The organism is Rhizobium bangladeshense, assembly GCF_017357245.1.
In the GTDB taxonomy this organism is placed as follows: Bacteria; Pseudomonadota; Alphaproteobacteria; order Rhizobiales; family Rhizobiaceae; genus Rhizobium; species Rhizobium bangladeshense.
On the sequence record NZ_CP071612.1, the window covers coordinates 2,370,484 to 2,392,546 of the forward strand.

At 61.8% G+C, this 22,063-nt stretch carries 17 protein-coding genes and 1 pseudogene; 11 read left to right on the top strand and 7 right to left on the bottom strand.

Going from position 1 to position 22,063, the window contains the following annotated elements; translation table 11 throughout:
- Positions 1–2: 2 nt before the first annotated feature.
- Together J2J98_RS11610 and J2J98_RS11615 are read right to left on the bottom strand one after the other, a co-directional pair.
- On the bottom strand, positions 3–2,042 hold the full coding sequence (locus tag J2J98_RS11610) for an FUSC family protein (RefSeq protein WP_207601119.1): 2,040 nt from the start codon (positions 2,040–2,042) through the stop codon (positions 3–5).
- Between the two features lie 94 nt (positions 2,043–2,136).
- The gene (locus J2J98_RS11615; RefSeq protein ID WP_207601120.1) at positions 2,137–2,679 is read right to left on the bottom strand and encodes a hypothetical protein; all 543 of its coding nucleotides are present in this window, start codon (positions 2,677–2,679) and stop codon (positions 2,137–2,139) included.
- A gap of 191 nt (positions 2,680–2,870) precedes the next feature.
- On the opposite strand from J2J98_RS11615, the gene J2J98_RS11620 reads away from it, so the two are divergent.
- From J2J98_RS11620 to J2J98_RS11630, 3 genes are all read left to right on the top strand, one after another.
- Positions 2,871–4,082, top strand: coding sequence for an NADP-dependent isocitrate dehydrogenase (locus J2J98_RS11620; protein WP_064705132.1), 1,212 nt, complete (start codon positions 2,871–2,873; stop codon positions 4,080–4,082).
- Between the two features lie 68 nt (positions 4,083–4,150).
- Positions 4,151–4,597: a GNAT family N-acetyltransferase gene (locus J2J98_RS11625; protein ID WP_064705133.1), complete on the top strand. Its 447-nt coding sequence runs from the start codon at positions 4,151–4,153 to the stop codon at positions 4,595–4,597.
- A gap of 80 nt (positions 4,598–4,677) precedes the next feature.
- On the top strand, positions 4,678–5,304 hold the full coding sequence (locus tag J2J98_RS11630; protein WP_207601121.1) for a glutathione S-transferase family protein: 627 nt from the start codon (positions 4,678–4,680) through the stop codon (positions 5,302–5,304).
- A 47-nt stretch (positions 5,305–5,351) separates the two neighbouring features.
- Here the strand turns inward: J2J98_RS11630 and J2J98_RS11635 are convergent.
- The 3 genes and pseudogenes from J2J98_RS11635 to recA form a co-directional block, all read right to left on the bottom strand.
- Positions 5,352–6,078: pseudogene (locus tag J2J98_RS11635) on the bottom strand (AraC family transcriptional regulator).
- A 128-nt stretch (positions 6,079–6,206) separates the two neighbouring features.
- Positions 6,207–8,861 (bottom strand): alanine--tRNA ligase, encoded by a 2,655-nt coding sequence (gene alaS / locus J2J98_RS11640; RefSeq protein WP_207601122.1) that lies wholly within the window; start codon positions 8,859–8,861, stop codon positions 6,207–6,209.
- Positions 8,862–9,017: 156 nt separating this feature from the next.
- On the bottom strand, positions 9,018–10,106 hold the full coding sequence (gene recA, locus J2J98_RS11645) for a recombinase RecA (protein ID WP_011425583.1): 1,089 nt from the start codon (positions 10,104–10,106) through the stop codon (positions 9,018–9,020).
- A gap of 228 nt (positions 10,107–10,334) precedes the next feature.
- Between recA and J2J98_RS11650 the strand changes: the two genes are divergently transcribed.
- On the top strand, positions 10,335–11,288 hold the full coding sequence (locus J2J98_RS11650; protein WP_207603115.1) for a carbohydrate kinase family protein: 954 nt from the start codon (positions 10,335–10,337) through the stop codon (positions 11,286–11,288).
- Positions 11,289–11,366: 78 nt separating this feature from the next.
- Entirely contained in the window at positions 11,367–12,293 is a 927-nt protein-coding gene (locus tag J2J98_RS11655) for a pseudouridine-5'-phosphate glycosidase (protein ID WP_207601123.1), read from the top strand.
- Positions 12,294–12,373: 80 nt separating this feature from the next.
- Here J2J98_RS11655 and cckA read toward each other — a convergent pair whose 3' ends face one another.
- A complete protein-coding gene (cckA, locus tag J2J98_RS11660) occupies positions 12,374–14,977 on the bottom strand; it encodes a cell cycle histidine kinase CckA (protein ID WP_207601124.1) in 2,604 nt (867 codons plus the stop codon).
- Positions 14,978–15,284: 307 nt separating this feature from the next.
- Between cckA and J2J98_RS11665 the strand changes: the two genes are divergently transcribed.
- Together J2J98_RS11665 and J2J98_RS11670 are read left to right on the top strand one after the other, a co-directional pair.
- Positions 15,285–16,310, top strand: a complete 1,026-nt coding sequence (locus tag J2J98_RS11665) for a flagellar biosynthetic protein FliO (protein ID WP_171049261.1) — start codon at positions 15,285–15,287, stop codon at positions 16,308–16,310.
- 403 nt (positions 16,311–16,713) lie between these two features.
- Complete coding sequence (locus J2J98_RS11670) at positions 16,714–17,349, top strand: DUF1062 domain-containing protein (protein WP_207601125.1); 636 nt, start codon at positions 16,714–16,716, stop codon at positions 17,347–17,349.
- A gap of 86 nt (positions 17,350–17,435) precedes the next feature.
- Here the strand turns inward: J2J98_RS11670 and dksA are convergent, their stop codons facing one another.
- Positions 17,436–17,855: an RNA polymerase-binding protein DksA gene (dksA, locus tag J2J98_RS11675; protein WP_008525884.1), complete on the bottom strand. Its 420-nt coding sequence runs from the start codon at positions 17,853–17,855 to the stop codon at positions 17,436–17,438.
- Positions 17,856–18,130: 275 nt separating this feature from the next.
- Here dksA and J2J98_RS11680 point away from each other — a divergent pair, with 275 nt between their 5' ends.
- From J2J98_RS11680 to J2J98_RS11695, 4 genes are all read left to right on the top strand, one after another.
- Complete coding sequence (locus tag J2J98_RS11680) at positions 18,131–18,625, top strand: SixA phosphatase family protein (RefSeq protein ID WP_207601126.1); 495 nt, start codon at positions 18,131–18,133, stop codon at positions 18,623–18,625.
- A 76-nt stretch (positions 18,626–18,701) separates the two neighbouring features.
- On the top strand, positions 18,702–20,177 hold the full coding sequence (locus tag J2J98_RS11685) for a YcjX family GTP-binding protein (protein WP_207601127.1): 1,476 nt from the start codon (positions 18,702–18,704) through the stop codon (positions 20,175–20,177).
- Entirely contained in the window at positions 20,174–21,253 is a 1,080-nt protein-coding gene (locus tag J2J98_RS11690; RefSeq protein WP_207601128.1) for a YcjF family protein, read from the top strand. The genes J2J98_RS11685 and J2J98_RS11690 overlap by 4 nt, the downstream gene beginning before the upstream one ends.
- Before the next feature lie 209 nt (positions 21,254–21,462).
- The gene (locus tag J2J98_RS11695) at positions 21,463–22,014 is read left to right on the top strand and encodes a hypothetical protein (protein ID WP_064705144.1); all 552 of its coding nucleotides are present in this window, start codon (positions 21,463–21,465) and stop codon (positions 22,012–22,014) included.
- The last annotated feature ends 49 nt before the right edge of the window (positions 22,015–22,063 follow it).

Consider the following 22,063-nt stretch of genomic DNA (forward strand, 5'->3'; position numbering starts at 1 on the left):
TCTTATCCCTGTTTCGAGCGCGCAATAGCCTCGCTCGGCGCAAACGGCAAGGTGTCGGCCTGCGGATAAAGCCTTTCCAGTGCCGAACCGATCATCTCGAGCCCCACCCGGGCGCCCTCTCGTGACAGTGGCAAGTGCCTTCCCGTCGTCCGCGACGCATTGCGTTTGACGAAGAAGCAAGTAGAGCCGCGCTGAGCCGCGTCATCGATCAACGCCAGATCCGCTGCGATCAAACTCTTCTGATCGCTGTTGGCAGGCGGTGCTTCGTAGCTCCTCGCCAGGACGCGCGCCCAATAGGTGCAGGAAAGAAAGATCGCCAACGCCTGGCGGATCTGGCCGGGCCGCGTCACCACCGACCAGGAGGAGCCAAGCGGGCGGGCCGCCACCGTCACATCGCGGTAGCAGGAATCGATCTTCTGCGACAATGCGATCAACTCGAAACCGCTCTTGCCCTCGCCGATTGCGCCAAGCAGTTCGCGCAGCGCCTGGAACCAACGGGCGAGCGCCATATCGAGCGCGCCGCGGGTGCGCGCCGGAAAAACGACGAAAGCAACCGCCGTTCCGGCCGCCGCGCCGATCATGGTCTCCCCGATGCGCAGTTTGAGCAGATCGAGCGTCAACACGCCGGTCATGCCGTAGACCAGACAGAGCACGATCGAAATGAAGAAGGTCATCGTCGCGTACGAAACCTGCAGGAAGTAGAAAGCGAGAAAGATGCATATGGCCACGACCGGGATAGCGATACTCGGCTCGCCCGAAATCAAGGTCGCCAGGACGAGGCCCATGGCGATGCCGAACACCGTTCCGAGCGATCGCGACAAAGCTTTCATGGCCGTATCGCCGCGCGAACTGGTGTTGGTAAAGACGAGGAAAGAGGCAAGCACCGCCCAAAACCAGCGCTCGCGGGACAAGAGGAGACCGAAGCCCATGGCGATCGCCGAGGCGAGCGTGATCTGCAGCGCTGAACGCAGCAGGGGATTGGCCAGGGAAAAATCGATCGGCTGAGCTTGAATTGTATCTTTGGCCGCATCAATGCCGGAGAAACCGGAGGCCCGTCCCTTGTTGATCGCCTCCGTCAGGTGTCGCCGCGTCTCCCCCAGCCATAGCAGCGCCCTTACGGTTTCGCCCTGCGGCTGATCCTTGTTGGCCTCGGTCGTTCCCTCATATCTCTTGAGTTCTGCCGCATCAGCCTCGATCACAGCGTGGACGACAGCAAAGGGCGGCGGGCTTTGGAAGCTCAGCACGATAGAGCTTTCGGCGGCAAGATGCGCATCGAAAAGCCGGATCGCCAGCTCCGCAGCTGGATCGGAAGCGCCATCGAAGACGCCCGCTGACGGGCGCGGGATGAATGTCTCGGCCATCAGCACCACTTCCTTCAGCCGGTCTTCCAGCTGGCGCAGTTCCTGCCGGTCGGCATCGTCGATGTCACCACTCCGGGCGAGGGCAGCGAGTTTGAAGAGGATCTGATTGATCCGCCCGCTGACACTTTCGAGCGAGCGCAGCAGATCGCGGCGCCAATCATCAGGTAGAAACACCGTCCTTACCACATGGCCGACAAGAACGGAGACGACCGGTCCGATCATCACCTCAGGCAGTTCGGCAAGCGTCGGCTGGAAATAGGCCCCCATGAAGTAGGAGGTGAAGGCGAACATGCCGATCGCAAAGCCGCGCGGCCCGAACACGCGGCCCGCCGATGCGAGCAGGATGATGACGAGAAAAACGAGGTCGGAGAGAACGCGCTGATCCTCCAGCCCTGCTGCAATGCCGACGACAATAAGGCTTGCGGCACAGCCGAACAGCCGCGTCACCAGCTGGCGCGCACTGCCCTTGTCGCGTACCGCCACTCCACCTTCGATCGACAGCACGATGCCGAGGCCGAAGGCCGCCGTCGGCAGCGGCAGGATGAAGGCCTTTATCGCAAGCAGGATCAGGAATACGAGGACGATCGTCAGCGTCACTCGCGAGGCCATGCGCAGGCGCGAAAGCGCTGGATCATTGGCAAGCAGCCAGTCGCGGAACTGAAAACGGAAAAACAAGTGCATGAGCCCCTCATGCCATGAAGTATCGATAGATACAGTCGCGGGAGCGGAAATCAAACGGCTGACGAGCATCCTCCCGAATCTCGATATCGCGCGCCTACTGGCCCCTGGCGATCAGCACCATAATTTCCTTGAGCGAGGTCGGCCCCAATCCCCCTTCCCCATGAACCATGATGTCGTCGATGACGGATTTGCCGTTTTCCTCAATGACCTCGAAACGCACAGTCGTGAAGTCATCCTTGTTGGGTGCGCCTTCCATGCAGGTCGCCGCCTTGAATTTCACCGTCACCTCTGTCGCGTTGTTTACTGGCTGGCCGCTTTCGATGGAAAGGTCCTGCAGCGGACAGGCATCCTGGCCGTTGACGATCACGTCATAGTCGAAGGGTGAAATGCCATCTTCGTCGGCCGCCGGGTTCTGGGCGGCGGCCTTGTATTTGTCGCCGAAGTCCTTGCTGTAGAGCCGGCCGAGCATGCTTTCTTCGAAAATATCGATCCAGTCATTGACGTCGCTCGCCCAGTTCTTCTGCGTGTCCTCCATGATTTCCTTGACCGGCTCAGCCGCATCGGCCGCAAGCGAAAGCCGAGGTTCGACGGACACGGCGGCAACGAGGCCGGCGAACAGAACGGCGATCTTCTTCATGGCAAATGTCCGGGTCTCGGGCGGGCTTATGGCGCGGAGGTTAGCCATTTTCCAGCACTTGGCAATGGCGGCAAAAACGTCACATGCCTGGCCGTTGCAGCTTTGCGTTCCCGGCTCACAATGCTATAGCGCTCCGGATTACATCACCCAGCCGGGACAACGTTCCCTTCCAAGCTTAACGAGGCAGATACATGAAGAAGATCAAGGTCGCCAATCCCGTCGCCGATCTCGACGGCGATGAAATGACGCGCATCATCTGGCAGCTCATCAAGGACAAGCTGATCCATCCGTATCTCGACCTCGACATCGACTATTACGACCTCTCGGTCGAAAACCGCGACGCCACCAACGACCAGGTCACAGTCGACGCGGCGAACGCCATCAAGAAGTACGGTGTCGGCATCAAGTGCGCGACGATCACGCCGGATGAAGCCCGCGTCAAGGAATTCAACCTCAAGGAAATGTGGAAGAGCCCGAACGGCACGATCCGCAACATCCTCGGCGGCGTCATCTTCCGCGAGCCGATCATCTGCCGCAACGTGCCGCGCCTGGTTCCCGGCTGGACGCAACCGATCGTCGTCGGCCGTCACGCTTTCGGCGACCAGTACCGCGCCACCGACTTCAAGTTCCCCGGCAAGGGTAAGCTGACGATCAAGTTCGTCGGCGAAGACGGCACCGTCATCGAGAAGGAAGTCTTCAACGCGCCGGGCGCCGGCGTTGCCATGGCCATGTACAATCTCGATGAATCGATCCGCGAATTCGCCCGCGCCTCGATGATGTATGGCCTGATGCGCAAGTGGCCGGTTTACCTGTCGACCAAGAACACCATCCTCAAGGCCTATGACGGCCGCTTCAAGGACATCTTCGAGGAAGTCTACGAAACCGAATTCAAGGATCAGTTCAAGGAAGTCGGCATCACCTATGAACACCGCCTGATCGACGACATGGTCGCCTCGGCCCTCAAGTGGTCTGGCGGCTACGTCTGGGCTTGCAAGAATTACGACGGCGACGTCCAGTCTGATACCGTCGCCCAGGGATTCGGCTCACTCGGCCTGATGACTTCGGTTCTGCTGACGCCCGATGGCAAGACGGTCGAAGCCGAAGCCGCTCACGGCACGGTCACCCGCCACTACCGTCAGCACCAGAAGGGTCAGGAAACCTCGACGAATTCGATCGCTTCGATCTTCGCCTGGACCCGCGGCCTCGCCCACCGCGCCAAGCTCGATGACAATGCCGAGCTGGCCAAGTTCGCTTCCACGTTGGAAAAGGTCTGCGTCGACACCGTCGAAGCTGGATTTATGACCAAGGACCTGGCGCTGCTCATCGGCCCGGATCAGCCGTGGCTCTCCACCACCGCCTTCCTCGACAAGATCGATCAGAACCTGCAGAAGGCCATGGCGTAAGCTGGCCTTTTTGGAATAGCGTTGAAACGGCGGGGATCTCCCGCCGTTTTTTGTTGGGAGAGCTGAAAATGACGGCAAGTGTACGCCCGCTCCAACCTTCCGACCGTGCCGCCTGGGAACCCTTATGGGCTGCCTACCAACGGTTCTACGAAGTCGTCATCCCGCCTGAAACGACGGATCTTACCTGGGCCCGCTTTCACGATCCCGACGAGCCGATGCACGCGCTCGGCGCCTTCGATGATGACGGTCGCCTGGTGGGCATTGTCCATGCCATCTTTCACCGCTCCTGCTGGCTGCCGCAATGGACCTGCTATCTGCAGGATCTCTATGTCAAGGACAGCCAGCGCGGGCTCGGCACCGGCGCGGCACTGATCGATGCAGTCGCCGACCTCGCGCGCGCGAACGGTGCAGGCAGGCTCTACTGGATGACGCATGAAACGAATGCAGCGGCCCGGCAGCTCTATGACAGGGTCGCCGAGCGCTCGGGTTTCATCCAATACCGCAAGGCGCTTTAGCCCCTTGCACAAAGGTCTCGCCGCACTATTGATTCCGGGCGACGGCAATGGAAAAGCCAAGGGAACACGAGGAGGACGTCATGACCGAAGAGCTGGTATTCTATACGAACCCGATGTCGCGCGGCCGCATCGCGCGCTGGATGCTGGAGGAAATCGGCCAGCCCTATCGCACGGAACTGCTGACTTTCGGTGAAACCATGAAGGCGCCGGAATATCTCCGCCTCAATCCGATGGGCAAAGTGCCGGCAATCCGCCACGGCGACACCGTCGTTACCGAATGCGCAGCGATCTGCGCCTATCTGGCAGAGACTTTCCCGGAAAGGGGCCTTGCGCCGCGGCCGGAAGAACGCGCCCGCTACTATCGCTGGATGTTCTTTGCCGCCGGCCCCCTCGAATCGGCCGTGACGATGAAGGCGCTCGGCTTCGAAATTCCGGCAGAACGCCTGCGCATGGCCGGCTGCGGCGGCTTCGGCGACGTCATGAATACACTTGAGATGGCCGTCTCCCAATCGACCTACGTCACCGGCGAGCGCTTTACCGCTGCCGACGTCTATGTCGGTGCCCATATCGGCTGGGGCCTCGGTTTCGGCAGCATCGAAAAACGCCAGGCCTTCATCGATTATTTCGGACGCATCAGCGAGCGCGAGGCCTACAAACGGGCGAACGCTATGGACGACGAGGCCGGCAAAACAATGCAGGCTGCCTGACTCTCATCCCGGCGCGGCGTCCAGAATGCCGCGCCGGGATGCAGCCGTCAGGCAAGCGGCATGTGAATATCCGTCATCAGTTCTGTCGGCGGCACGTCGCGCGGGTTGTTGAGATATTCCTCGAACATGAGGCTGTCCTTCAGCTGCCGTCCCGATTTCGGCAACCATTCGGAATAAAGCCACTGATAGGCCATGTACATGCCCGCATAAGGACCCTTGTGGCGCAGGACGGCATAGTCGCCGCCCTCGATCGTGCGTCGCTCGAACGGCGCTTCGGTGAACAACCCAGGGGTGCTGGTGACGCAGGCGATGGAGCGTAGTTTCGCGGCCGGCACGATGTCGGGATGGTCGAGATAGACGCCGATCATCCGCATATACGGCTTGGCAAGGCCGCGGGCGTAAAGTGTGCCGAACAATGTATCGAAGGCTTTGCCGATCTGCATGTAGGAACCGGTGTGGGCGACGCCGATCAGCTCGGTCGGCTCGATCTGCCGCAAGGTAACGTCTAACATGGCTCTGGTCTTTCCGTTAGGTGAGGGCCGGAACGTTATTTGGCTTCCCTCGTTCCGGTAGCGCGCCGGCGGCATGCCTTAGACCGATTGCGAAGATGCGGTTGAAGGATTGGAGATTGGGATAGCCGGATCGCTTCGCAATCTCGCTGACAGCAAGCTCGGTGCTGACAATCTCGCCCGCCGCGCGATGCAGCCTGAGCCGCTTAACGGTGGCCGCCAGCGTCTCGCCATAGATCGCCCGCTGTCCATGTCGAAGCCCTATTGCAAATCGATCGACTGCAGACCATCATATCTCGATTTGACAAAGCTTGCGGAACTTGCAGCGGAAGCCGAAAACCAAAAAGGCGGAAGCCAAGGCTCCGCCTTTCGAATATTCCGTGTCGTGATCGATCAGCCGGCCAGCGCCAGAGCCACGGCCTCGATGGCGTCATCAGCCTTCGAGCCGTCCGGGCCACCGGCTTGGGCCATGTCGGGGCGGCCACCGCCGCCCTTGCCGCCGAGAGCGGCCGAGGCGATGCGAACGAGATCGACGGCGCTGTAGCGCTGAACGAGATCCGGCGTCACCGCAACGACTGCGCTCGCCTTGCCGTCGTCGGACACGCCGACAAGGGCGACAACGCCGGAGCCGATGCTGGTCTTGCCGTCGTCGGCAAGGCCCTTCAGATCCTTCGGGTCGACGCCCGATATCGCCTTGCCGAGGAACTTGACGCCCGCGACTTCGCGCACGGCATCAGCCGAGCCGCCCTGCCCGCCGCCCATGGCGAGCTTGCGCTTGGCATCGGCCAGTTCCTTCTCGAGCTTGCGGCGCTCATCGATCAGCGCCTCGACCCGCGACAGGACTTCCGCCGGCTGGACCTTGAGCGACGCCGCGAGCGTCTTCACGCGCTCGTCCTGCTCGGCAAGATATTCACGCGCCGTTTCACCGGTCACCGCTTCGATACGGCGAACGCCAGCGCCAACTGCGCTTTCCCCGAGGATACGGACGAGGCCGATCTGACCGGTCGCCGACACATGCGTGCCGCCGCAGAGCTCGACCGAGTAAGGCTTGTCGGTCTTCGCGCCATGCAGACCCGTGCCCATCGAAACGACGCGCACCTCATCGCCGTATTTCTCGCCGAAGAGCGCCATCGCGCCTTCTGCGATCGCATCGTCGACGCTCATCAGGCGGGTGGTGACGGGGGCATTCTGCAGAACGATCTCGTTTGCCATGTCCTCGACGACCTTAAGTTCCTCGGCCGACATAGGTTTGGGATGCGATACGTCGAAACGCAGGCGCTCGGGCGCAACCAGCGAACCCTTCTGGGCAACGTGCGTGCCGAGCACTTCGCGCAGCGCCTCGTGCAGCAGGTGGGTTGCCGAATGGTTGGCGCGCAGGCGCGAACGACGGGCATGGTCGACCGTCAGAACAACAGCATCCCCGGTCTTGAATGCACCTTCGACGACGGCTCCGGAATGCACGAAGAGGCCCTCGCCCTTCTTCTGCGTGTCTGAGATCTCGATCCTGCCGTGGTCGGACGAAATGACGCCGGTATCACCCATCTGACCGCCGGATTCCCCGTAGAACGGCGTCTGGTTGACGACAATTTGCACTTTGTCGCCGGCTTTGACTTCTTCCGTAACGGCGCCATCCCTGACGATCGCCTGCACCACGCCTTCAGCGGCTTCGGTGTCGTAACCGAGGAACTCGGTTGCACCATGCTTTTCGCGAAGCTCGAACCAGACGGTTTCGGTTGCCTTCTCGCCGGAGCCGGCCCAGTGCGAGCGGGCCTCCGCCTTCTGGCGCTCCATGGCATCGGTGAAGCCGGAGATGTCGACGCCGATCTCGCGAGCGCGCAGGGCGTCTTGCGTCAGGTCGAGCGGGAAGCCGTAGGTATCGTAAAGCTTGAAGGCCGTCTCGCCATCCAGCATGTCGCCCTTGCCGAGATCTGTGGTCGCATCCGAGAGCAGCGACAGGCCACGCTCCAGCGTCTTGCGGAAGCGGCCTTCTTCGAGCTTCAGCGTCTCCGAGATCAGCGCCTCGGCGCGCACGAGTTCAGGATAGGCGCGGCCCATCTCCTGCACGAGCGCCGGCAGCAGCTTGTACATCAGCGGCTCCTTGGCGCCTAGAAGCTGTGCATGCCGCATGGCGCGACGCATGATACGGCGCAGCACATAGCCGCGGCCTTCATTCGACGGCAGAACGCCGTCAGCGATCAGGAAGGCCGAGGAGCGCAGGTGGTCGGCGATGACGCGGTGGCTGGCGCTGCCTTCCGCCTTGACGCCTATCGTATCCTCGATGGTGCCGGTCAGCGTACGGAAAAGATCGGTCTCGAAGACGCTTTGAACGCCTTGGAGGATGCAGGCCATGCGCTCCAGACCCATACCGGTGTCGATCGAAGGACGCGGCAGCGGATTGCGAACCCCAGGCTCGGTCTGCTCGAACTGCATGAAAACCAGGTTCCAGAATTCCAGGAACCGGTCGCCGTCTTCCTCAGGCGAACCGGGAGGGCCGCCCCAGACATTCTCGCCCTGGTCGATGAAGATTTCCGAGCACGGGCCGCAGGGGCCGGTATCGCCCATCTGCCAGAAATTGTCGGAGGTCGGGATGCGGATGATCTTGTCGTCGGAGAAGCCGGCGATTTTCTTCCACAGCGCCGCTGCTTCCTCGTCTTCGGAATAGACGGTCACCAGCAGCCGATGCTTCGGCAGATCGAAGCCTTCAGTCACCAGCTTCCATGCAAGCTCGATCGCATTCTCCTTGAAATAGTCGCCGAAGGAAAAATTACCGAGCATTTCGAAGAAGGTCAGGTGACGGGCGGTATAACCGACATTATCGAGGTCATTATGTTTGCCGCCGGCGCGCACGCACTTCTGCGAGGTTGTCGCAGTCGCATAAGGACGTTTTTCAAGGCCGGTGAAGACATTTTTGAACTGCACCATGCCGGCATTGGTGAACATCAACGTCGGGTCGTTGCGCGGCACGAGCGGGCTCGACGGAACGATCTCGTGGCCGTTCTTCTTGAAATAGTCGAGGAAGGTCGACCGGATATCGTTCACGCCGCTCATTCTATGCCCTTCAATGCTGCCCGAGGCCGGTAAATACAAATTCATCGGCTTTTAACGTTCGCCTCCGCCACTGTCCAGCCGACAAACAAAACCGGCCGCATTCTCGATGAGGGAATGCGGCCGGCTGAGATATCCGATCAAGATCAGGCGCGAAAATTACATTTCCGCGGCGGCATCGCCGTCATCGGCGTCCGGCCCGCCATTCTGCAGGAATCGGTCGGCGATCAGGCCGGCATTCTGGCGCAGCGCCAGCTCGATTTCGCGGGCGAGATCCGGATTGTCGCGCAGGAAGGTCTTGGCGTTTTCGCGGCCCTGACCTAGACGCTGGCTGTTATAGGAGAACCAGGCGCCCGACTTCTCGACGATACCAGCCTTGACGCCGAGATCGACGAGCTCGCCTGTCTTCGATACGCCTTCGCCATACATGATGTCGAACTCGACCTGCTTGAAGGGCGGCGCCATCTTATTCTTGACAACTTTGACGCGGGTCTGGTTGCCGACCACTTCCTCGCGCTCCTTGACCGAGCCGATGCGGCGAATGTCGAGGCGCACGGAGGCATAGAATTTGAGCGCATTGCCACCGGTCGTCGTTTCCGGCGAACCGAACATGACGCCGATCTTCATGCGGATCTGGTTGATGAATATCACCATGCAGTTCGACTTGGAGATCGAAGCAGTCAGTTTGCGCAGCGCCTGGCTCATCAGTCGGGCCTGCATGCCCGGCAGGCTGTCGCCCATCTCGCCTTCGATTTCGGCGCGCGGCGTCAGCGCAGCGACCGAGTCGACGACGAGAACGTCGACGGCGCCGGAGCGCACCAGCGTGTCGGTGATTTCCAGCGCCTGCTCGCCCGTGTCTGGCTGTGAGATCAGGAGGTTCTGCAGATCGACGCCAAGCTTGCGGGCATAGACAGGGTCGAGCGCGTGTTCGGCATCGACGAAGGCGCAAATGCCGCCCTTCTTCTGCGATTCCGCAATGGTCTGCAGCGCAAGCGTTGTTTTGCCCGAGCTTTCCGGCCCATAGATTTCAATGATACGGCCCTTCGGCAGACCGCCAATGCCGAGTGCAATATCGAGGCCAAGCGAGCCCGTCGAAACAGTTTCGATCTCGACAACGTTCTCGTTGGAACCGAGTTTCATGATCGAGCCCTTGCCGAACGACCGCTCTATCTGTGAGAGTGCCGCTTCAAGCGCCTTGCTTTTGTCCACCGATTTGTCCTCTACCAGCCGCAATGAATTCTGAGACATCCGATCCACCTTTAGGTTATTGAAGCCGCTCAAGCAATGTCGAGTTTGTACCCTATTTGTTCCATTCCCGCAATGGGCGAACAAACATTTGAAAGAAAAAGGTAAAACGGTCCGTGTTCTACATTTGTTTTATCGATGCAAAGCAACGGCTTACGCCAAATGCGCGGGCTTTTTCGCAGCCAGGCGAACGCATCGATTCGCCCTCCGCGCATTATCATAGCGGGTAAGCTGATGAAAAAGATTCTCGTTCTCGGTGGTGCCCATATCGACCGGCGCGGCCGCATCTCCGGCGAAACGGCGCCAGGTGCCAGCAATCCCGGCACCTGGTTCGAGGAGCCGGGCGGCGGCGGTTTTAACGCGGCGCGCAACCTTGCAAGACTGGGTTTTCACGTGACAATGATCTCGCCGCGCGGCGGCGATCCCTTCGGCGAAATGGTCGGCGAAGCTGCCGATTTCGCCGGCATCGACGACCGGCCCTTCGTCTTCCTCGACCGCAAGACGCCGAGCTATACCGCGATCATCGAGAAGACCGGCGACCTCGTGATCGCCCTTGCCGACATGGATCTCTACCGCTTCTTCGTGCCGCGGCGCCTTTCCATCCGCTGGGTGCGAGAGGCCTTCGCCGCTCATGATTGCATTCTCGTCGATGCCAATCTGCCGGAAGAGACAATCACGGCGATCGTCGCGAAGGCACACTCCCTGGACAAACCAGTTGGGGCCATTGCCATCTCGCCGGCGAAAGTCGTCAGGCTGAAGCCGTCCATCAAGGATATCGACTACCTATTCCTCAATGAAGCCGAGGCCGCCGTCCTCGTCGGGCAACAGCCGCAGGATGCGGCCGGCTGGGCTCCGCTGCTGAAGGCGATGGGCATCAGGAGCGCTGTCGTCACCCGAGGCCAGCGCGAGCTCGTAGCGATTCGTGAAGGCTGCGTCGCCACGCTGCAGCCGCCGGTCGCCGACGCCGTCGCCGATGTCACCGGCGCAGGCGATTCGCTTGCCGCCGGCACGCTTGCCGCCCTGATAACAGGCCTACCGCTCGAGGAAGCCGTCCGGTATGGCGCAGCAGCGGCAGCGCTCACCGTTCAGTCGCGGCACGCCGTCAACGAAAATCTGACCGCGGATGGCCTGAATGAAGCGCTTGCCCTTGTTCCCGTGGCGAGAATTCTGCATTCAAGCGCCTAACTAAAGAGTTGAGCATGATGTCCTCCGAACACCGCCGGCATTTTTTGGCATCATGCTCTATCGACACAGGATAAGACCATGACCAAGCCCATTTCCCCTCTTTTGCCGATCGCCTATTCGAAGGAGGTCGCCAGCGCCAAGCAGCGCGGCGCGCCCCTGGTGGCGCTGGAATCGACGATCATCACTCATGGCATGCCCTATCCCGGCAACATCGAAATGGCGCGCAGCGTCGAGACAATTATTCGCGAACAGGGCGCGGTGCCGGCGACGATCGCCGTCATCCACGGCACGCTGCATATCGGCCTTGAAGCTGCGGAACTCGAGCAACTTGCCAAGGCGAAAGAGGTGATGAAGGTGTCGCGCGCCGATCTCGCCTTCGCGATCTCCGAACGCCGCACCGGCGCCACCACGGTCGCGGCGACGATGATCGCGGCCGCCCGCGCCGGCATTCGCGTCTTTGCCACAGGCGGCATCGGCGGCGTGCACCGCGGCGCCGAGGAAAGCTTCGATATATCAGCCGATCTCGAGGAACTTGCGCGCACCGGCGTTATCGTGGTCTCCGCCGGCGCCAAGGCAATCCTCGACATTCCGAAGACGCTTGAAGTGCTGGAGACCCGCGGCGTGCCGGTGGTTACCTATGAGAGTGAAGAATTCCCCGCCTTCTGGTCGCGTTCATCAGGCATCCGCAGCCCGCTGTCGCTGAACAGTCCGGCGGCCATCGCCAATTTCCAGACGGTGCGCGAACAGCTCGGCATCGACGGCGGCATGCTCGTCGCCAACCCCGTGCCCGAGGCCGACGAGATCGCGCGCGAGGAGATGGAGATCTATATCGAACGGGCGCTCGACAGCGCCGAGCGCGACGAAATCACCGGCAAGGCGGTGACGCCCTATCTCTTGAGCACGATCTTTGACCTGACGGACGGCCAGAGCCTGAAGACGAATATTGCGCTGGTGGAGAACAATGCGCGGCTTGCGGCGGAGATTGCCGTGGCTCTTGGTGAGTGATTTTTGACGGGCGGGCTGGTCTTACAGCTTGGCAATCTCCGGGGAGGGTGTGCCACACGGCAGCCCTCACAATCACCCGATCAGCTATCCAGCGTCTCTTTGACCACAACAGCGAGCTGCTTCAGCGAGAAAGGCTTCGGCAGGAAACCGAATTTCGCATCCGGCGGCAGATTGCGGGCGAAGGCATCTTCGGCATAGCCGGAGACGAAGATGAACTTCAGGTCGGGGTAGCTCTTGCGCAATTCGCGCAGCAGCGTCGGGCCGTCCATTTCGGGCATGACGACGTCGGAAACGACGATGTCGACCTTGCCCTCGAGTTCTTCCATAATGCTCAGCGCCTCGACGCCCGAGCCCGCCTCGTGCACAGTGTACCCCCGTGTTTCCAGCATGCGCTTGCCGCCGCGGCGCACCGCCTCCTCGTCTTCGACGAGAAGGACGACGGCCGAGCCGGTCAGGTCCTCCGGCTGCTGCGCTGCGGGCGCCTCGGGCGCGGTGGCGACTTCATTGATCGCATTGTCGATCGATCCCGCCTCGGCCGCGACCGCCGGCTCGGGAATGTAGCGTGGCAGGAACACGCGGAAGGTCGTGCCTTTGCCGACTTCGGATTCCGGCTGGATGTAGCCGCCTGATTGCTTGACGATGCCATACACCATGGCGAGGCCAAGCCCGGTGCCCTTACCGACATCCTTGGTGGTGAAGAATGGTTCGAAGATCTTGTCCATGATCTCGGGCGCGATGCCTGTACCGGTATCGGCCACCTCGACCAGCACCATGTCCTCGGCCGGCATGTATGAATAGTTGAAGGCGGAGACGTCGGCTGCGGTCAGGTTGCGGGTGCGCAGCGTCAGAGTGCCGCCATCGGGCATGGCGTCGCGCGCATTGACGCAGAGATTGATCAGCACCTGCTCGAACTGCGAAAGGTCGGTTTTGACGGGCCAGAGATCGCGGCCATATTGCACGTCGAGCTTGACGTTGGTGCCCGAGAGCAGCCGGTCCACCAGCATGCGCAGGTCGCCGATGACATCGGTCAGGTTCAGCACCGAGGGCCGCATCGTCTGTTTGCGTGAGAAGGCGAGCAGCTGGCGCACCAGCACCGCGGCGCGGTTGGCGTTGCGCTTGATCTCCATGAGATCGGCGAAGCTCGCATCGGAAGGACGCGCCTGCAGCAGCAGATGATCGGAAGAAAGCAGGATCGCCGTCAGCACGTTATTGAAATCATGCGCGATGCCGCCGGCGAGCGTTCCTACAGCGTTCATCTTCTGCGTCTGCGCCATCTGCGCTTCCAGCGCCTTCTGTTCGGTCACCTCGACGGCATAGACGATCGCCGCCTCTTCCGGCGCCTCATCGCTCTGGTCGATGACGGCGTTGACATAAAAGCGGAAATAGCGCGCCTCGTCGGTTGGCGTGCGGGTGTCGAGTGGCGAAATGTCACTCTGCCGGTCCTTGGCGGCCGCCAGCGCCGCGGCCAGTTGCGGCCGATCGCTCTCCTGAACTATCGTTTCGAGATACGGCGCCTTTTCCAGGTCATCGCGCGAGATGATGCCGGAAAACAGCTTCAGGAACGGCGCGTTGGTGCGCAGGATGCGTCCGTCGCCGTCGACCGAGGCGATCGCCATCGGGGTATTGTTGAAGAAGCGGGTGAAGCGCATGGCGGCAGCCGAAGCGGATTGACCGCTCTCGCTGCTCTTCCCGCGCGCCAGCACGATCGTCCGGCTTTCACCGGGCGCGCCGTCGCGCATCGAGGTGACGCTGTGAATGATCTGAACCGGCAGGCTCTGGCCATTGGTCTTGCGCAGGTCGAGATCCAAAGTCACGGTCTTCTTCAGGCCTGGCTCGGCCTGCACCGACTGGATCAGCGCCAGCCCCTCGCCCGCCACCAGATCGCCGATCGACATCGAGCCCGGCAGGAACTTGGTCAGGTCGAGCCCCAGCCACTCCGCAAGCGTAGCGTTCAAGTAGAAGATCTCGCCCTTCCTGCCGGCGGAGAAGAAGCCGGCGGGTGCGTGGTCGAGATAGTCGATCGCATTCTGCAGCTCCTTGAAGAAGCGCTCCTGATCGTCGCGTTCGGCGGTGATGTCGGTGATCTGCCAGATCTGCAGTGGCTTGCCGCCGTCATCCTCCGGCTGCAGCAGCCGCACCTTCAGCCGGTACCAATGCGCGCCCGAGCTGTTGCTGCCAGGCCCGACGGCGCGCAGCAGGCGGAATTCCTCCCGGCCTTCCTTGCCCTCGCGCAGACCATTGACCAGCCGGTAGAGCGCCTCGTTGGATTCGCGGTGCCGCGACAGCAGTGTTTCCAAAGTCTGCACTTCTGTTGCCTTTCGCGCGCCGGTGAGCGCACCGTAGGCGGCGTTGGCATAGACGATCCGGCCCTTTTCGTCCGTGATCAGCGTGCCGTCCGGGTGACTGTTGAGGAAAGCGCGCGCGAGGCTGTCGGACTGGCGCTGCGGCATCACTTCGATGAAGCCGATGACGGAGGATACCAGGAAGAAAATGCCGACCATGGCAAGCACGCCAAGACCGCCGAGCACCATCTCGTTATCGAGCGTTCGCTTGAAGACGATAAAAGCGCCGGCGGCTGCGATCAGCACGAGAGCAAGGAGAAGAATACGCAAAACCGTGCCAGAACGCCCCCCACGATCCACAAGTGGTGCGTTATAGTCGTCGGCCTGACGCGGTTTCGTCATGTATTCCTCGCATAAGCCCCTCCCCCCTCGTAGCACAAACAAGAACCGGGAATCAGGCGCTCTTTTCTTCTTAGCAATTTGCCACGTCGGCAAAAACACCGGGCGCCGGCAAGACCGCTTGAATTCACAGGCAAGAGCGCCATCTGCGCCCTGATGCCCGCGACAGCTGCCCGCGTAGGAAGCCCGTAGCTGCAATTCGGCATGACACGAGATCGCCTTCGCGCATCGCTGGACAGAACCGGCGGCCCTTGCCTAAGAAACGGAAAAGTCGTCAATATGTGCCGAATGTGAAATGGAGTGAGTGACTATGTTCGATGATCTTGTCGCAGACTATGGCAGCAATTTCCTGCTTGCGGCCGGTGGCGTCGGCCTGGCGCTCCTCCTGCTCATTCTCGCACTTTGGCTGATCCGAGGCCGCGCTCCGTCGCCCTTCGTACGCGGCGGCCGCAACCGTCAGCCCCGCCTGCAGGTCCTGGATGCGGCCGCCGTCGATGCCCGCCGCCGGCTGGTGCTGGTGCGCCGAGACGATGTCGAGCATCTCATCATGATCGGCGGCCCGACCGATATCGTCATCGAAAGCCGCATTCTGGCGGAGACGGCCGAACAGCCGGAAAGCGTCTATCGCCCGGAGCCGGCCGCGGAGCGGCCGATAACAGTCCCGCGGCCGGAAACACCACCTGTTTCCGCGGCCCGTGCGCCGACCACACCCCGCGCCGAGCCGGCAGCCGAGCCCTCCTTCGCAGCGCCCGCCGCTCCGGAGCAGCGTTCGCGGCCCGAGCCTTCGGCCCCACCTATCGTGCCGCCACCGGTGGCCACCAGCCCGCTTCCACCAGAACCCGTGACGGCACCTCCATCGGCCGAACGCGATCATTCTCCCCGCCCTGTGCCGCCCCAATCCCGCGCTGGGGAACGTCACCCCGCTCCCGCCGCCGCGCAACCGGCGCCATTTCGCGATACCGCGAGCGCCGCCGAGATTCTGGATGCCGCCCGCCAGCGCGTGCTGCCGCAGCAGCGCATCGAGCCCGAGGTCTCCGTCTCGGACATGCCGGCGCCGCGCGCGGTACCGGCCACGGCCGAGGACGATGCGGCTGCGCACTCGGCAGCGGCGATTCGCCATGATTTCCAGCGGGTATTGGAACAGGAAATGGCTAACAATCTGACAGCCGAGCGCCTCGTGCCGGTCCCGTCAAACCAGGCCCGCCAGGCCGCACCGCAGCCAGCCACCCTCCCGCGCCGCGATCCAGAACTTGCCCCCATCACCGGCGCCGATACCGAACTGCAAAAAGAAGTTGCCCGCATCTTCGGTGAAATGAGCGTCAATCGCGACAAGTAGGAAAACGCTCATATCCGGTTGCTGCACTTCGGCCCTCGTGGCAAAGTTGCATAAAAGTCGCAGTGCTGCGGCTTTTAGGTGGCGACCCCCTTGAGGGCTCCCTAACTCGCCAAGCATTTGCTATCGATCAGGTCGAAGAGCATCGGCGCATTCGAGGTAGACTTTGCCTAAGTAAATACCGGTCTCACTCCAGTTTCACCCGTATTGCTGCAAGCGACACGCTGGCGGCATGCGAACATGTTCATCGGGTGGTGGCGAGAGACCGGTCTGGCATTGTTAACATGTGCCATGTGCAGCTCCGCTGTCTCAGCTCTTCAGCCGCCCACAACATCGCCATACCGCGCCCGCAAGGGTCTTCTCATGCACCATCTTGGTGGACTTCCGAACGGAAGACCAAGACGATATGTGCAAGACACTCCGGGTCCGATGGACCATCACTCCCAGGACGGCGCCGCAGCCATGGATTGCGTGCAGCGGATGCGGAAGTCTCAGAGCTTTCAGATCCAGCGGCAAGATCCGGCTCAATGCCAACGGTCGCAAGCTCGACGCCTGGCTTATCTACAAATGCCTGATCTGCGAAAGGACATGGAACCGGCCGATCTTGGAGCGCCGGAACATCCGTGACATCGATCCAATGATTCTTGGCGCGCTGCAGTCCAACGATCCGGACTGGATTCGGTCGGAAACATTCAACCTTGATGCGCTGCGACGCAAGTCACAGCGCGTGGATGAGTTCGCCGAAGTCGACATCGCCAAGGAGATACGGCACGAGACCACAGGCTGGACGAGCCTCGAGATCGAACTGATGGCCCCGTTTCCCACGAATATACGCCTGGATCGGTTGCTGGCCGGCGAGTTGAAGATATCTCGCTCCCGCCTGCTGGCTCTTTACGATCAGGGCGTCTGTCGAACGGAACCCGACCGGGCAGACATCATGCGGCGGCGCATCAGGAATGGCACCCTCGTCATGATCGATCTCGCCATGGAGGCCGAGCGGGAGCCCTACTGGAAAGCGTTGGCGACAGGCGCACCGCTATAACCTCGAAACGCCGGGGCAGATGCTCAACAAAGAAGCGCCGCGAACAAATCGCGGCGCTAATATGGCTCATGCCTGCATGGGAATTGTCATTCGTCGCGGTAGACCTTTTCGCGACGCTCGTGGCGCTCCTGCGCCTCGATCGACAGCGTCGCAATCGGACGGGCGTCGAGACGCTTGAGACCGATTGGTTCGCCGGTTTCTTCACAATAGCCGTAGGTGCCGTCTTCGATGCGCTGCAGCGCCGCGTCGATCTTGGAAATCAGCTTTCTCTGCCGGTCGCGGGCGCGAAGTTCGATCGCCCTGTCGGTTTCCGACGACGCCCTGTCGGCGAGATCGGGATGGTTTGCGCTTTCCTCAGCCAGATGGTCGAGTGTTTCGCGCGCTTCTCTAAGGATATCGTTTTTCCAGGCGACCAGCTTCGCCCTGAAGTAGGCACGCTGGTTTACGTTCATGAACTCTTCCTCTTCCGAGGGAACGTAATTGCTAAGATCGATCTTCTCACTCAACGCGATTCTCCTGAAGAACATCTCATCTGGCGGGGTGTATATCCCAAGCGCTAGCCGCGATTCAAGCCAAATACGACAGCTAAACAGATTTTTAAATCTGTTACAATTTTCGGCTAACGGGCTATTTTCTCATGATTATTCGAGCTCGCAATTTTTGCTTCGCCTTCAAAACGCCGTGTTGTCAGCCAGGTTTTCGGCGGGCGCGGCATGGCTGGCGGTTGACGGCGGATGATCGCAACCGCTACTGAAAAGGCCCGCCGATCCTGGATTTGCCCATGACCGTACCGCTGCCTCCCCCCAATCGAATCTTTCTCCTGCGTCATGCCGAGGCCGCCTGGGCCGAACCCGGACAGCGCGATTTCGACCGGCCGCTCAACGAAAAAGGGTATGGCGATGCCGAAATCATCGCCGACAAGGCCGCTGATAAGGGCTACCGTCCCGATCTTCTGATCAGCTCGACGGCGCTACGGTGCCGCGACACCGCCGATGCCGTCCATCGGGCGATGGGTGCGGCGCTGGAGGTGAGCTACATCGACGCGCTCTACAATGCCACGGTCGATACCTATGTCGAAATCGTCGATGCGCAGGATAATGCCGCCGTTATGTTGGTCGGCCACAACCCGACAATCGAGCAGGCGCTGGAGGCGCTGATCGGCCACGAGGCTATGGTGAGCGCACTTCCCGGCGGCTTCCCGACTGCAGGCCTAGCGGTTCTCGATTTCAACGTGTCCGACGGCCGCTGGCGCCTTATCGATTTCCTAGTCGTCTGAAGTCTTTCGCTCCGCTTCTTTATCGTGCGGCGCAGCCTTCCTATATTCCCGGCAGTCATCAAACCGGAATTGCGCCTTGCCGCCACGCCTGACATCCCTTGCCGACGACGCCCGTATCGCGTTTGATAATCTCGCCGACAGGGCAAGCGGCCTCGTCAATCCAACCGTGCGGCTCGGCGTTACCGGCCTCTCTCGTTCCGGCAAGACGGTCTTCATCTCCTCGCTTGTTCACAATCTCCTGCATGGCGGTCGGCTGCCGCTGTTCGAGCCGGTGCAGTCGGGGCGCGTTTCCGCCGTGCGGCTGGAGCCGCAGCCTGACGATGCCGTGCCCCGCTTTCAATATGAGGATCATATCCGGGCGCTGGTGAAGGACCGCGTCTGGCCGGATTCGACCCGGGCCATTTCCGAACTGCGCATCACGCTCGATTATCAGAGCGCCAGCGGCTGGAACCGCCTGTTCTCACCCGGCCGGCTGTCGATCGATATCGTCGATTATCCCGGCGAATGGCTGCTCGACCTGCCGCTGCTCGGCAAGGACTATCGCGCCTTCAGCGAGGAGACGATCGCGCTTGCGCAAATCGGCGTTCGCTCCGAACTGTCGCGGCAATGGCTGGCGCTGACACGTGCCGCCGATATCGATGCCGGCGCCGACGAGATGGTGGCCCGCGAGCTTGCCACCGCCTTTGCCGATTATCTCAAGGCCTGCAAGGCCGACGAGCGCTCGCTCTCCACCTTGCCGCCGGGGCGCCTGCTTCTGCCCGGCGATCTCGATGGCTCGCCCGCGCTGACCTTCGCGCCACTCGTCCTGCCGCCGGGCGCGCGTCCCGATCGCGGCTCGCTCTGGACGATGATGGAGCGACGCTATGAGGCCTATAAATCCGTCGTCGTCAAACCCTTCTTCCGCGAGCACTTCGCCCGGCTCGACCGCCAGATCGTGCTCGTCGACGCGCTGCAGGCAATGAACCGCGGCCCCGAAGCCGTCCAGGATCTGGAACGCGCGCTGACCGATGTGCTTGCCTGCTTCCGCCCCGGCACCAACTCGCTGCTCTCCTCGCTGCTGGGGCGCCGCATCGATCGCGTGCTGGTCGCCGCCACCAAAGCCGACCATCTTCATCATGAGAGCCATGATCGGCTCGATGCGCTGACCCGCCGCCTCGTCGAGCGCGCCATCGCCCGCATCGGCATGGCCGGAGCCGGCATCGATGTGATGGCGCTCGCTTCCGTGCGCGCCACGCGCGAGGCTTCGGTCAAACGCAACGGCCATGACCTGCCTGTCATCGTCGGCACGCCGATGGAGGGCGAAACCATCGCAGGCGAGCTATTCGACGGCCAGAGAAAGACTGCAATTTTCCCCGGAGACCTGCCGCAGGATCCGGAAAGCCTGTTCGATCGAATCGCCTCAGGCGAGACCGCCGACACCCTCCCCGACGTTAACGTCGTCAGATTCCGCCCGCCGCATCTGGAGGAGACCGGCGGCGGCATCAAGCTGTCAGTACCCCATATCCGCCTCGACCGCGCCATGCAGTTCCTGTTCGGAGACCGTCTCGCATGAGTAAGCCCCCTTCCGATTTGCCGCGCCGCCCGCCCGCCGCCTTCGCCTATGAGGATGAGGCTGCCGAGCCGCGCGACAACGGCCGGCAACAGCAAGGCCGGCGCAAACCGGAAAGCTTCGCGGACGACATCGTTCTGACGCCCGACGAGGAGGATCCCTTCATCAATCCCGATCGGGATCTGAGCGCAGTGCCGGTGGCAACGCCGCGCAAGCGGCGCACCTCCTTCGGCAAGATCGCCCTTGGCGCCTTTGGCATCCTGCTGTCGCTCGGGCTCGGCCTCTGGACCGACCGGCTGATTCGCGATCTCTTCACCCGCGCCGACTGGCTAGGTTATGCGGCTCTTGGCGTGCTCGCCATCGGTATCCTCGCCGTACTTGCCCTCGTCATCCGCGAGACCGCGGGGATGATGCGCCTTGCCGCTGTCCAGGAAATCAAGGCCGAAGCAGAGGCGGCGATCCTGGAGACACGGCCGGCGAAGGCGCGTGCCGTCGTTGCGCGACTCACCACGCTTCTTGCGGCCAATCCCGAGACAGCGAAAGGCCGCGCGACGCTGACGGCGACCGAGGGCGAGGTCATCGATCCCCCGCATCTGATCGCCCTGGCCGAGCGCGAGCTGCTCGCCCCGCTCGACCGCAAAGCGCGGGCCCTCATCGTCAACGCCTCCAAGCGCGTCTCGATCGTCACCGCCGTTAGCCCGCGCGCGATCGTCGATCTGCTTTATGTGCTCTACGAGTCCGTACGCCTCATCCGCGCCATGGCCGAGCTCTACGGAGGCCGCCCCGGCACGCTGGGCATGTTCCGCCTGCTGCGTGACGTGTTGGCCCATCTCGCTGTCACTGGCTCGATCGCAGTCGGCGATAGTCTCGTCCAGCAGGTGCTCGGCCATGGGCTGGCATCGAAGCTGTCGGCCCGACTCGGCGAAGGCGTTATCAACGGCCTGATGACTGCTCGCATCGGAATCGCGGCGATGGATCTGTGTCGCCCGCTTGCCTTTCGTGCGGTGAGGCGACCGGGAATCGGCGATTTTATCGGGGATCTCACGCCGTCAATGTCGCCGCGCGGCAACAATCCTTAACTGACGAGACCATCCCTCAGCTTACGCCCTCCCGTAGGTGAAGTTGGCGAAACCGAGCAGATTCAACAGCATAGTTGCCAGATCTTAGAATCCGCGCGGCGGGAGAGAAACGCAATCCCTCGCATTTCGGCACATTCGAAAGGAAGGATTAACCATTCTTCGGCAAAACTTGGCAGCAGTTCGTGAGTGGTGTTTGCCAAGGAAAATCCATGTATTCGCGCCAGTTTCTCTTCGTATGCGGCCTCGCCGCCGCGGCATTGTCGCCCGTCGCAGACGTCGCTCCGGCAGCCACTGCCGCAACCCGCGACAAGGCCTTCTTCGAATCCGTCACCGGTTCCTGGAAAGGGCCCGGCGAGATCGTCGCCGGCAAGTACAAGGGCACGAAATTCACCTGCAACCTGACCGGTGAACCGACCGGCGACAGCACTGCCGGCATCAAGCTCGACGGCACCTGCCGCGTCGGCGTCTTCAAGCAGCCGATGACCGCCGTCATCTCGCAGTCGGGCTCGACCTACAAGGGCAAGTTCCTCGACGGCGCCGCCGGCAAGGGGCTTGACGTTGTCTCCGGCGCGGTCACCGAGGATACTGTCGTGGTCGGCATCAACCGCGCCAAGCTGAACGGCGCGATGATCGCTCGCGTCCGTGATGACAAGACGATGAATGTCACCGTATCGGTCAAGGTCGAAAGCCAGATGATACCGGTTATCGGCCTGACATTGACCCGTCAGGTCGATGAAATGGCCGTCGGCTCGATCCAGTAGACGGACTGCATGAGGGGTTTTCCTGAAGCGGCGGGTTTACCGCCGTTTC